The 13,474-nt window shown below is 68.1% G+C and carries 5 protein-coding genes and 1 pseudogene; 4 read left to right on the top strand and 2 right to left on the bottom strand.

Annotation, left to right across the window (positions count from 1 at the left end):
• The 4 genes from DAT35_RS57350 to cysQ all read left to right on the top strand — a co-directional run.
• Positions 1-7,463 (top strand): non-ribosomal peptide synthetase (locus DAT35_RS57350; RefSeq protein WP_146210341.1); only part of this gene is annotated, 7,463 nt, incomplete at its 5' end.
• Positions 7,460-8,884 (top strand): MFS transporter, encoded by a 1,425-nt coding sequence (locus DAT35_RS57355; protein WP_108077921.1) that lies wholly within the window; start codon positions 7,460-7,462, stop codon positions 8,882-8,884. The genes DAT35_RS57350 and DAT35_RS57355, both read left to right, overlap by 4 nt.
• A complete protein-coding gene (locus DAT35_RS57360) occupies positions 8,881-11,328 on the top strand; it encodes a penicillin acylase family protein (RefSeq protein ID WP_108077922.1) in 2,448 nt (815 codons plus the stop codon). Before DAT35_RS57355 ends, DAT35_RS57360 begins: the two co-directional genes overlap by 4 nt.
• A gap of 18 nt (positions 11,329-11,346) precedes the next feature.
• Positions 11,347-12,150, top strand: a complete 804-nt coding sequence (cysQ, locus tag DAT35_RS57365; protein ID WP_108077923.1) for a 3'(2'),5'-bisphosphate nucleotidase CysQ — start codon at positions 11,347-11,349, stop codon at positions 12,148-12,150.
• Positions 12,151-12,165: 15 nt separating this feature from the next.
• Here cysQ and cysC read toward each other — a convergent pair whose 3' ends face one another.
• Positions 12,166-12,750, bottom strand: a complete 585-nt coding sequence (gene cysC / locus DAT35_RS57370; RefSeq protein ID WP_255415277.1) for an adenylyl-sulfate kinase — start codon at positions 12,748-12,750, stop codon at positions 12,166-12,168.
• Positions 12,751-12,752: 2 nt separating this feature from the next.
• A pseudogene (locus DAT35_RS57375) lies at positions 12,753-13,474 on the bottom strand (sulfate adenylyltransferase); the annotation flags it as partial.

Here is a 13,474-nt window from a genome sequence, read left to right on the forward strand (position 1 = left end):
AACTGCCTCTCACTCCCAACGGCAAGATCAACCGCAAGGCCCTGCCCGCTCCGGAGGCCTCTGCTGCCGAGTCCGAGTACGTCGCCCCTCGCACGCCCACCGAGGAGAAGCTCGCCGCCATCTGGGCCGAGGTCCTCTCCGTTCCTCGCGTCGGTGCAGAGGACAACTTCTTCGAGCTGGGTGGCCACTCCCTGCTCGCTACTCGAGTCCTGTCGCGCCTGCGCAGTGCCTTCCAGGTGGAGCTGCCCGTTCGCGCACTCTTCGAAGCGCCCACCCTGTCCGCTCTCGCGCTCAAGATCGACGAGACCCAGAGAGCACGGAGCGCGCCACAGTCCTCGCTCGCGAATCCCACCGCTCGTACCGGCGATATTCCGCTGGCCTTTTCGCAGCAGCGGCTGTGGTTCCTCGACCAACTCGAGCCCGGTAGCCCCGTCTACAACATCCCCTCCGCGCTCCGACTCTCCGGTCAGCTGAACACCGAGGCCCTGCGCCAGGCCTTCGAGGAGCTCGTGCGCCGTCACGAGTCCCTGCGCACCACTTTCGCCTCTCGCGATGGTCAGCCCATCCAGCTCATCGCGCCGTCGCTCTCCATTCCGCTCGACGTGCTGGACCTCCAGGATGTGCCGGCCTCCGAGCGCGAGACCCGCGCCAACGACCTCGCCCGTCAGGAGGCCCTGCGTCCCTTCGACCTGGCCAATGGCCCGCTCCTGCGTACCTCGCTGTTGCGTCTGGCCTCCGACGACCACGTGTTGATCGTCGCCATGCACCACATCGTCTCCGACGGTTGGTCCATGGGTGTACTCGTGCGCGAGGTGGCTACGCTCTACGCCGCCTTCGCCTCCGGTAGACGGCCTTCCCTGCCTGCCCTGCCCATCCAGTACGCCGACTTCGCGCGCTGGCAGCGCTCGTGGCTCCAGGGCGAGGTGCTCGACTCCCAACTGCGCTTCTGGAAGCAACAGCTCTCGGGCGCTCCTGCCCACCTGGAGCTGAGCACCGACAAGCCACGGCCCCCCGTTCAGACCTTCCGCGGTGCCAACCTGCGCGTCTCCTTCTCCAAGACGCTCTCCGACTCCATCAAGTCTCTGTCCACGCGCGCTGGCGTCACTCCCTTCATGACGCTGCTGGCCGGCTTCCAGGTGCTCCTGCACCGCTACTCTCGCCAGGACGACATCTCCGTCGGCTCTCCCATCGCTGGCCGTCGCGACACCGAGCTCGAGGGCCTCATCGGATTCTTCGTCAACACCCTCGTCCTGCGCTCGCGCTTCTCCCCTGAGTTGTCCTTCCGCGACCTGCTGCTCCAGGTTCGTGACACCACCCTGGGCGCCTACGAGCACCAGGACATGCCTTTCGAGAAGCTCGTCGAGGAGCTCCAGCCCCAGCGCGATCTCAGCCGCCCTCCCTTGTTCCAGGTGATGTTCATCCTGCAGAACACCCCCTCCGAGACGCTCTCTCTGCCGGGTCTCACCCTGCGCTCGCTGCCGCAGTCCAGCGGCACGGCCAAGTTCGACTGGACGCTTGCGCTCAGCGACACGCCCAACGGCTTCGCGGGTGGCCTCGAGTACAACACCGACCTCTTCGAGCGCGACACCGTGGCTCGCGCCATGGAGCACCTGCGCATCCTCCTTGAGGCCGCTGTCGCGCGTCCGGACTCCCATCTCTCCGACCTGCCTCTGCTCTCCGCCGCCGAGAAGCACAAGCTCCTCGTCGAGTGGAACGACCTCCCTCTCGACTACCCGCGCGAGGCCACCCTCCACGAGCTCTTCGAGGTCCAGGCCGAGCGCACCCCTGACGCCGAAGCTCTCGTCGACAGCTCGAGCTCTCTCACCTACGCGCAGCTCAATGCCCGCGCCAACCAGCTCGCCCACTCCCTGCGTTCCCTGGGCGTCGGTCCCGAGACTCCCGTCGGCATCTGCTCCAGGCGTTCAGCTGACCTCGTCGTTGGTCTGCTCGGCATCCTCAAGGCCGGTGGCCTCTACGTCCCGCTGGACCCTGCCTATCCCCGCGAGCGTCTGGGCTTCATCATCGATGACTCCCAGCTTCGCTTCCTCGTCGCTCAGTCCACGGTGACGGACAGCCTCCCGGCTCACTCCGCCCACGTCCTCCTGCTCGACAAGGACGCCGAGGCACTGTCGCGCGCCAGCACCAGCAACCCTGCTCGTGCGGCCACCAGCAGCAACCTCGCCTACCTCATCTACACCTCGGGCTCCACGGGCCGTCCCAAGGGCGTCTCCATCGAGCACCGCAACGCCGTCTCCTTCCTCTTCTGGGCTCGCTCCGTCTTCTCTCCGGACCTTCTCTCCGGCCTGCTCGCCTCCACCTCCATCGCCTTCGACCTCTCCGTCTTCGAGCTCTTCCTCCCTCTGAGCCTCGGCGGCACCGTCATCCTCGCGGGCAATGCCCTGGAGCTGCCCTCCCTCCCGGCCTCTCAGCGCGTCTCCCTCGTCAACACCGTCCCCTCCGCCATGTCGGAGCTGCTGCGCTCCGGCGGTCTCCCGTCCTCTGTCCGCGTCGTGAATCTGGCCGGTGAGCCTCTGGCCACTTCTCTCGTCCAGCAGCTCTACCAGCAGCCCGGTCTCTCCCTCGTCTACGACCTCTACGGGCCCTCAGAAACCACCACCTACTCCACCTTCACCCTCCGCCACTCCGACAAGCCCGCCACCATCGGCAGGCCCATCTCCGGCACTCAGGTCTACCTGCTCGACTCCCACCTGCGGCCTGTCCCCATCGGCGTGCCCGGTGAGGTCTTCATCGCTGGTGCCGGTGTCTCCCGTGGCTACCTCGGCCGCCCAGAGCTCACCTCAGAGAAGTTCCTCCCTGACCCCTTCAGCTCCTCTCCGGGCTCGCGCATGTACCGCACCGGTGACCTGGCCCGTTACCGCTCCGACGGCAACCTCGAGTACCTCGGCCGCACCGACTTCCAGGTGAAGGTGCGCGGCTTCCGCATCGAGCTGGGTGAGATTGAGACTGTCCTCGACAAACACCCTGGTGTTCGCCAGGTCGTCGTCGTCGCTCGCGAGGACAGGCCCGGCGACAAGCGTCTCGTCGCCTACCTCACGCCCTCCGGCCAGCAGGTTCCCTCTGCCGCCGAGCTTCGCACCCATCTCAAGCAGCACCTGCCCGAGCACATGGTGCCTTCCACCTTCGTCGTGCTCGAGCAGTTGCCTCTCACTCCCAACGGCAAGATCAACCGCAAGGCCCTGCCCGCTCCGGAGGCCCCTCAGGACTCCGGCGCCGAGTACATCGCCCCGCGCACTCCCACCGAGGAGAAGCTCGCCCTCATCTGGGCCGAGGTGCTCGCTGTTCCTCGCGTCGGCGCCGAGGACAACTTCTTCGAGCTGGGTGGCCACTCCCTGCTCGCCACTCGCGTCCTCTCTCGCCTGCGCACCGCCTTCGAAGTCGAGCTGCCCGTTCGCGCCCTCTTCGAAGCGCCCACCCTCTCTGCGCTCGCGCTCAAGATCGACGAGGCCCGGCGCGCAAGGAAGTCGCTGCAGACCGTGACCCGGAGGCCCGCCTCCTACGAGGGCGACATCCCGCTGGCCTTCGCCCAGCAGCGGCTGTGGTTCCTCGACCAGCTCGAGCCCGGCAGCCCCGTCTACAACATCCCCATCGCGCTCAGGATCTCCGGCCAGCTCGAGACCGAGGCCCTGCGCCAGGCCTTCGAAGAGCTCGTGCGCCGTCACGAGTCCCTGCGCACCACCTTCTCCTCTCGCGACGGCCAGCCCATCCAGATCATCGCTCCGGCGCTCACTGTCCCGCTCGACGTGGTGGAGCTCCAGGACGTGCCCGCCTCCGAGCGCGAAACCACCGCGCATGCCCTCGTCCGCCGCGAGGCCCTACGTCCCTTCGACCTGGCCAACGGCCCGCTCCTGCGTGCCTTCCTGGCTCGACTGGCGCCGGATGACCATGTGCTGCTCGTCACCATGCACCACATCGTCTCCGACGGTTGGTCCATGGGCATCCTCATCCGCGAGGTGACTTCGCTCTATGCCGCCTTCGCCTCCGGCCAGCGGCCTTCCCTGCCGCCCCTGCCGGTCCAGTACGCGGACTTCGCTCTCTGGCAGCGCTCGTGGCTCCAGGGCGAGGTGCTCGACGCGCAGCTGCGCTACTGGAAGCAGCAGCTCGCCGATGCGCCGGCCCACCTGGAGCTGCCGATCGACAAGCCTCGTCCGCCGGTGCAGACCTCGCACGGTGACACCCTGCGTGTCGCCCTGACGCGAGAGCTCTCCGATTCCATCAAGGCGCTCTCCAAGCGCCTGGGTGTCACGCCCTTCATGACGCTGCTGGCCGGCTTCCAGGTGCTGCTGCACCGCTACTCGGGTCAGGACGACATCTCGGTCGGAGCCCCCATCGCGGGCCGCCGCAGCACCGAGCTCGAGGGGCTCATCGGTTTCTTCGTCAACACGCTCGTCCTGCGCTCGCGCCTCTCGCCCAAGGGCTCCTTCCGCGACCTGCTGATGCAGGTGCGAGACACCACGCTGGCCGCCTACGAGTACCAGGACATGCCCTTCGAGAAGCTCGTCGAGGAGCTCCAGCCCCAGCGCGACCTCAGCCGCACGCCTCTCTTCCAGGCGATGTTCATCCTGCAGAACACCCCGGCCGAGACCCTGGAGAAGCAGAACCTCACCCTGCGTCCGCTACCGGTGTCGAGTCGCACGTCCAAGGTCGAGTGGACGCTCGCGCTCACTGACACACCGGAGGGCTTCGCGGGCGCGCTCGAGTACAACACCGACCTCTTCGAGCGCGACACCGTGGCTCGCGCCATGGAGCACCTGCGCATCCTCCTCGAGGCCGCTGTCGCGCGTCCGGACTCCCATCTCTCCGACCTGCCTCTGCTCTCCGCCGCCGAGAAGCACAAGCTCCTCGTCGAGTGGAACGACCTCCCTCTCGACTACCCGCGCGAGGCCACCCTCCACGAGCTCTTCGAGGCCCAGGCCGAGCGCACCCCTGACGCCGAAGCTCTCGTCGACAGCTCGAGCTCTCTCACCTACGCGCAGCTCAATGCCCGCGCCAACCAGCTCGCCCACTCCCTGCGTTCCCTGGGCGTCGGTCCCGAGACTCCCGTCGGCATCTGCTCCAGGCGCTCGGCTGACCTCGTCGTCGGCCTGCTCGGCATCCTCAAGGCTGGCGGCCTCTATGTGCCGCTGGACCCTGCCTATCCCCGTGAGCGCCTGGGCTTCATCATTGATGACTCCCAGCTCCGTTTCCTCGTCGCTCAGTCCACGGTGACGGACAGCCTCCCGCCTCACTCCGCTCACGTCCTCCTGCTCGACAAGGACTCCGAGGCACTGTCGCGCGCCAGCATCAGCAACCCTGCTCGTGCGGCCACCAGCAGCAACCTCGCCTACCTCATCTACACCTCGGGCTCCACCGGCCGCCCCAAGGGCGTCTCCATCGAGCACCGCAACGCCGTCTCCTTCCTCTTCTGGGCCCGCTCCGTCTTCTCTCCGGAGCTTCTCTCCGGCCTGCTCGCCTCCACCTCCATCGCCTTCGACCTCTCCGTCTTCGAGCTCTTCCTCCCTCTGAGCCTCGGCGGCACCGTCATCCTCGCGGGCAATGCCCTGGAGCTGCCCTCCCTCCCGGCCTCTCAGCGCGTCTCCCTCGTCAACACCGTCCCCTCCGCCATGTCGGAGCTGCTGCGCTCCGGCGGTCTCCCGTCCTCTGTCCGCGTCGTGAATCTGGCCGGTGAGCCTCTGGCCACTTCTCTCGTCCAGCAGCTCTACCAGCAGCCCGGTCTCTCTCTCGTCTACGACCTCTACGGCCCCTCCGAGACCACCACCTACTCCACCTTCACCCTCCGCCACCCCGACAAGCCCGCCACCATCGGCAGGCCCATCTCCGGAACCCAGGTCTACCTGCTGGATGCGAACCTGCAGCCTGTGCCTACCGGTGTGCCCGGTGAGGTCTTCATCGCTGGTGCCGGTGTCTCCCGTGGCTACCTCGGCCGCCCGGAACTCACCTCAGAGAAGTTCCTCCCCGACCCCTTCGGCGCTCTCCCCGGTGCTCGCATGTACCGCACCGGTGACCTGGCCCGTTACCGCTCCGACGGCAACCTCGAGTACCTCGGCCGCACCGACTTCCAGGTGAAGGTGCGCGGCTTCCGCATCGAGCTGGGTGAGATTGAGACTGTCCTCGACAAACACCCTGGTGTTCGCCAGGTCGTCGTCGTCGCTCGCGAGGACAGGCCCGGCGACAAGCGTCTCGTCGCCTACCTCACGCCCTCCGGCCAGCAGGTTCCCTCTGCCGCCGAGCTTCGCACCCACCTCAAGCAGCACCTGCCCGAGCACATGGTGCCCTCCGCCTTCGTCGTGCTCGAGCAGTTGCCCCTCACTCCCAACGGCAAGATCAACCGCAAGGCCCTGCCCGCTCCGGAGGCGCCCCAGGACTCCGGTGCCGAGTACATCGCCCCGCGCACTCCCACCGAGGAGCTGCTCGCCAACCTCTGGGCCGAGGTCCTCTCGGTGCCCCGCGTCGGCATCCGGGACAACTTCTTCGCCCTGGGTGGGCACTCGCTGCTCGCCACGCGCCTGACGTCGCGCATCCACCAGGCGCTGGAGCGGCGCCTGAGCGTGCTCGAGCTCTTCCAGAACCCGACGATCGAGCTCCTGGCCGAGGCCCTGCGCCGGCAACAGAGCTCGGAAGAGGCCCCACGCGCGCTGGTGAAGCTGCAGGCCGGCGAGTCCTCCCTACGGCCTCTCTTCCTCGTCCACGCGGCGGGCGGCGGCGTGATGAGCTACACGGACCTGGTCGGCCAGCTCGAAACGGCCCGGCCCATCTACGCGCTGCACGATCCGGCGCTGGACGGAGCCGAGCCGCTCCCGCCAACGGTGGAGGCCATGGCGAGCCACTACGTCGAGCAGATCCGCGAGGTCCAGCCCCACGGCCCCTACTACCTGGGCGGCTGGTCCTTCGGCGGCATCCTCGCCACGGAGATGGCCCAGCAGCTCCGAGCGGCGGCCGAGACGGTGGCCCTGCTGGCCCTGTTCGACACCCACGCACCGGGGACACAGGGGAAGCTCGACGAGCTGGCGCTCATGGGCGCCTTCACCCAGAACCTGGGGCTGTCGTGGGGCGAGCTGCCGCTGGAGCCCGAGCGCATGTTGCAGCTCGGCGGCAGGGAGCGGCTGGCCTACGTGCTGGAGAAGGCGGCCAGCGTGGGCGCGCCCATCGTCGGACTCGACGAGGCCTGGCGGCTCTTCGAGGTCTACTCGCGCCACATGCAGGCGCTCTACGGCTACACCGCCCGTCCCTACGAGGGGCGCGCCGTGCTATTCAAGGCCAGCAAGCAACCGGAGGGAGTCGCGGCGGACGGCAGACTGGGTTGGAGCGCGTGGATCACCGGCACGCTCGAGCTCCAGGAGGTCCCTGGCGCGCATCACGACATGCTGAATGATCCCAACGCCGCCGACCTGGCGCAGCGGCTCACCCACTACCTCAAGACGCTGGATCAGCAGGAGGCGGCATGAGTACCCCCGAACCACGCGCCAGCTCCAACCCGTTGCGCGCGTTCCTCGTCACCTGGGTGGGCCAGCTGCTGTCGCTGATCGGCTCGGGGCTGACCAGCTTCGCGCTCGGCATCGAGGTGTACAAGCGCACCGGCTCCATCACCAAGCTGTCGCTGGTCACCTTCTTCTCCATCATCCCGTTCGTGCTGGTGGCACCGTTCGCGGGCGCGCTGGTGGACCGGTGGAACCGGCGCACGGTGATGTTGATCAGCGACTTGGGCGCGGGAATCTGCTCGTTCCTCATCTGGTGTCTGGTCGCCGCGGGCGAGAAGGGCTTCTGGCCGCTCGAGACCTGGCACTTCTATCTGCCCTTCGGTCTGAGCGGGCTCTTCGCGGCGTTCCGCGCGCCGGCGCTGTCGGCGGCCACGTCGCAGCTGGTGCCCAAGCAGCACCTGGGCCGGGCCAACGGCATGATCGAGATGGCCGGCGCGTCCAGCCAGCTCATCTCCCCCGTGCTCGCCGGAGCCCTGGTGGTGCACATCGGGTTGCAGGGCATCATCCTGATCGACCTGACGACGTTCGTCTTCGCCTTCGGGAGCCTGCTGTTCGTCCGCATCCCGTCCCTGCCCCGCTCCGCGGAGTCCGCGGCCAGGAAGTCGCTGAGGCAGGAGGTGGCCTACGGCTGGAGCTTCATCCGGACGCGGCCCGGGCTGGTCGGGCTGCTGGTGTCCTCCACCGTCACCAACGTGGTCCTGGGCATGGTGGTGGTGCTGATCACCCCCCTGGTGCTGAGCTTCGGGGACGCGGCCACGCTGGGCCTCATCCTGTCCCTGGCGGGCGTGGGCATGCTGTTGGGCAGCATCGCGATGAGCATCTGGGGTGGCCCCAAGCGGCTCGTCCGAGGCGCGCTCGCCCTGCAGCTCGTGGCGAGCCTGGTGCTGTTCGGAGGCGCGCTGCCCGCCAGCACGCCGGTCGTCGCGCTGTGCGCGGGGATGTTCCTCTTCACCATTCCCCTCATCACCGGCACCCTGCAGAGCATCTGGCAGCGCAAGGTCCCCCAGGAGGTGCAGGGCCGCGTCTTCTCCACGAAGCGGATGATCGTCCTGGCCATGTCGCCCGTGTCCTCGCTGCTGTCCGGTCCCCTGGCGGACAAGCTCTTCGAGCCGTGGCTGGCCCCGGGCGGAGCGCTCGCCAGTAGCGTGGGGCTGATCGTGGGCACCGGCAAGGGACGCGGCATCGGCTTCCTGTTCGTCGTGCTGGGGTGCGTGATGGCGGTCAACGTGCTCATCACCTGGCTGTCTCCCCGCGTGCGCCACATCGAGACCGAGCTGCCGGACGCCCTCCCGGACAAGCCGCAGGGGAACGTCACCCGCCTGCCCGAAACTCCCGCCACCGAGGCCGAGCCCTCGCTCCCCGCCGCCTCTGGAGGTTCGCAGTCATGAAGAAGCTGCGCCAGGTGTTGCAGATGCTCAGGATGCTCCCGCCGGTGGTGGCCGCCGCGACGCCCGGTGTGGGGCCCCGGCTGGCCCGAGGCCGCTGGCCGCGCACGCAGGGGACGCTGAAGGCTCCGGGCCTCAACGGGCCGGTGGAGATCATCCGGGACACGTGGGGCGTGCCGCACATCTTCGCGAAGGACGAGCACGATCTGTTCTTCGCCCAGGGCTACGTGCAGGGGCAGGACCGGCTCTGGCAGATGGAGATGGGCCGCCGGATCGCCGATGGCACGCTGGCCGGGATGATGGGCGCGGCGGCGCTGCCCGTGGATCGCATCATGCGAACCCTGGGCCTGCGGCGGGCCGCCGAGCGCTCCTGGGCCGGAGTCAAAGGAGAGGCACGCACCATCGCGGAGGCCTTCGCCGAAGGCGTGAACGCACGCATGAAGGCCGAGCCGCTGCCGCTCGAGTGCTCCATCTTCGGCGTCACGCCGGCGCCCTGGACGCCCGTGGACACGCTGGCGCGGGGCAACATCCTGTCGCTCGCGCTGGGCGGCAACTACCGGTTGGAGCTGTTCCGCGCCCAGTTGCTCGCTGAGGTGGGCGAGGAGCTCACCGCGATGATCCTCCCGTCCCATGCGCCGGAGACGCCGCTCATCGTGCCGCCCGAGGCCATGAACCTCCGGGGCCTGGCCGGCGTGGCGAAGATGGAGGGCCTGGACAAGGTGGACGCGCAGATGGGCGACCCGAACATCGTCTCGGGCAGCAACAACTGGGTGGTGCACGGAGACCGCACGGCGAGCGGCAAGCCGCTGCTGGCCAATGACGTGCACATCGGCCTGGGACTGCCCTCCACCTGGTACGAGAGTGGCCTGCACGGCGGCCGGTTCAACGTGGTGGGCTTCACGCTGCCGGGCGTGCCCATGGTGGTGCTCGGCCACAACGGACACGTCGCCTGGGGCATGTCCAACCTGGGCCCCGACACGCAGGACTTCTACATCGAGAAGCTGGACGATCCGAAGGCACCCAAACGCTACGAGTTCAAGGGCGAGTGGCACGACCTGGAGGTCATCCGCGAGGAGATTCCGGTCAAGGGTGGCGCCCTGGTGCCGCTGGAGATCCGCCGCACCCGGCACGGCCCCATCATGAACCCGGTGCTCGGCCCGTCGGTGAAGCCCGACTCCGAGCCCCTGGCGTTGCGCTGGGCGCTGGAGGACAGCGCGCCGCTGCTCCAGGCGCTCGTCCAGATGAACCTGGCGGGCACCTGGAAGGCGTTCCGCGCGGCGCTCGAGCTGTGGGAGTGCCCGGGCCAGAACTTCGTGTACGCGGACGCGGAGGGAAACATCGGCTACCAGTCCACGGGAAAGATTCCCACCCGCGCCGCGGGGCACCAGGGGCTCGTGCCGGTGCCAGGCTGGACCGGAGAGTACGAGTGGCAGGGGTGGATTCCCTTCGCGGCTCTCCCGGCCTCGCACAACCCGCCCGCGGGCTTCGCGGCCACGGCCAACAACAAGATCACCTCGGACGACTATCCCTACCTGATCGCCCACAACTGGTTCCCGGGGTACCGCGCCAAACGCATCACGGACCTGCTGGCGGCGAGCACGAAGCACACCGTCGAGGACATGCGCCGCATCCAGGCGGAGACGTACTCGCTGCCGGCCGAGGCCCTGCGGCCCTACCTGCTGGCGGCGGCGAAGCCAGCGGACTCGCTGCAGACGAAGGCGCTCGACGAGGTGAAGGCCTGGGATCTGCGCTTCGAGACGGATCGCATCGGCGCCACGGTGTTCCAGACCTGGTACATCACCGTGCTGCGCAACCTGCTGAGCAACAAGCTGGGCAAGACGCTGGTGGAGCGCTACCTGGCGAGCGACTACGAGCGCCACGGCAGCATGCACATGCCGTGGGTCATCGGGCTGATGGAGAAGCCCGACAGCGAGTGGTTCAACGACGCGAAGACGCCCGGGAAGGAGACGCGGGACGACCTGCTGCGCCGCAGCTTCGCCGAGGCCGTGCAGTGGCTGAGCCAGCGCTACGGGCCGGACGCGGCCGGCTGGCAGTGGGGCCGGGTGCACACGATGACCTTCATCAATGCACCGCTGGGGAGGATCGGCCCGGCGTTCGTCCGGCGCGCGTTCAACAGCCGGACGATGCCGGCGCGGGGTGACAACTACTCGGTGGACGGCGCGTCCTTCCTGTGGAGCCGGCCATACGACGTGGTGCACGGCACGGCGCTGCGGATGATCGTCGACCTGAGCGACTTCTCGAAGTCGGTGGGCATCCACACCCCGGGGCAGAGCGAGCACCTGTACCACCCGCACCGGACCGACCTGATGGAGATGAGCCACAAGGTGGAGTTCCACCCCCTGCTCTTCACGCGGCAGCAGGTGGAGGCCCACACCGAGGGCACGCTGACGCTCCAGCCCGCTACCGAGATCGCGAAGCGGGGCTGAAGCCCGGGAGACACACGAATGACGAGGATTGACGAAGCGCTGGTGTCGGCCGTGTGCGAGCTGTCCCGCGAGGCGGGGCGCGCCACGCTGAAGTTCTACGGAGGAAACGTCTCCGTCGAGCGCAAAGCAGATGACTCGCCCCTGACGGCGGCGGACAAGGCCTCGCACACCCTCATTCTCGAGACCCTGCGGAAGCTGACGCCCGGCATCCCGGTGCTCTCCGAGGAGTCCAGCGAGACGGAGGTGGCCGAGCGGCGCAAGTGGGACACCTTCTGGCTGGTGGATCCGCTCGATGGCACCAAGGAGTTCATCAAGGGCACCGGTGAGTTCACCGTGAACATCGCCCTCGTCTCCGGCACCGGGCCCGTGCTGGGCGTGGTGCACATCCCCGTGTCCGGAGTCACGTACTGGGGCCGCAAGGGCGTTGGCGCGTTCAAGGCCGAGGCCGGCAAGGCGCCGGTGGCCATCCACACGCGGCCGGCCAACCTCGAGAAGCTTGTCATCGTGGCGAGCAAGGATCACGCGGGCCCCCAGGTGGAGGCGCTGTTGAAGCGGCTCACCACGGCGAGCACCGCCAACATGGGCAGCTCGCTCAAGTTCTGCCTCGTCGCCGAGGGCAAGGCGGACTTCTACCCGCGGCTCCAGCCCACCTGCGAGTGGGACACCGGAGCGGCGCAGTGCGTCCTGGAGGCCGCCGGAGGCGCGGTGACGGACACGGAGGGCCGGCCGCTCGCTTACAACAAGGAGCAGCTCACCAACCCGTCCTTCCTCGCCTTCGGAGACCCCCGCCAGGACTGGCGCGCGCTGCTGGAGGGCAGGTAGCGGCGGAGGAGGCGCTCAGCGCTGCGTGGTGAGCCTTCGCGCCCGCAGCGCGGAGAGGATGCGATCGACCCCCGCATCCACCGTCTCCGAGTCCGTGCGGACAGTAATCTCGGGCGACTCGGGCGGCTCGTAGGGATCCGAGATGCCCGTGAAGTGGGGGATCTCCCCCGCCAGCGCCTTCTTGTAGAGCCCCTTCACATCACGCTGGACGAGCGCCTCCAGGCTGGCCTGTGCATACACCTCGATGAACGGGATGCCTGCGTCCGTGGCGAGCCGCCGCACCTCGTTGCGCGACTCGCGGTACGGAGAGATGGCCGCGGAGATGACCGCCACCCGGTGCCTGGCGAGCAGCCGCGCCACATAGCCGATGCGCCGGATGTTCTCCTCGCGATCAGGCTTGGTGAAACCCAGGCCCTTGGAGAGGAACGTGCGGATCTCATCTCCGTCGAGCACCTCCACCGGGTGTGCCGACTCCAGCCGGCGGCGAACCGCCATGGAGAGCGTGCTCTTGCCCGCCCCCGACATGCCGGTGAACCAGAGGATGAAACCACGCGAAGACGCTGCCTCGGAATCTCGCTGACTCACAGATGTCCACCTGATGTTCAAGTCACGGGGCCGTTGATCATTCCGGCGCCCACCGTGGCATTCGTCCCCTCGTCGATGAGGATGAAGCTGCCGGTGTGACGGTTGCGCCGGTACTCGTCGAAGAAGAGCGGCACGGTCGTCCGCAATGACAGACGGCCGACCTCGTTCAACTTCAGGGTCCTGCACGCCTCGTCCCGGTGAAGTGTGTTCACATCAATCCTGTACTGGATGTCCTTGACCAGGGCCCGGGCCGAACGCGTGGTGTGCTTGATGGCCAGCTTCGCACCAGGAGTCAGGGGTTGCTCGACCAGCCAACACACCATGGCGTCGATGTCTTGAGCGACGGTGGGCGGATTGCCCGGGCGGCACAGCATGTCGCCGCGGCTGATGTCGAGCTCGTCCGTCAGGGAGATATTGACGGACATAGGAGGGAAGGCCTCCTCCACGGGCTTGCCCGCCAGCTCAATCGCACGGATGCGCGAGGTGAAGCCGGAGGGCAGCACCATCACTTCATCACCGGGCCGCACCACGCCGCCCACCAACTGCCCCGAGTAGGCCCGGTAGTCATGGAGCTTCTTGGAGATGGGCCGGGAGACGTACTGCACCGGGAAACGCACCTGGATGAGGTTGCGATCCGAGGCGATGTGCACGTTCTCCAGGTGATGCAGCAGCACGGGGCCCTGGTACCAGGGCATCTTCTCCGAGCGCTGCACCACGTTGTCGCCGTTGAGCGCGGAGA

The sequence above is a fragment of the Vitiosangium sp. GDMCC 1.1324 genome, assembly GCF_003044305.1.
Taxonomy (GTDB): Bacteria; Myxococcota; Myxococcia; order Myxococcales; family Myxococcaceae; genus Archangium.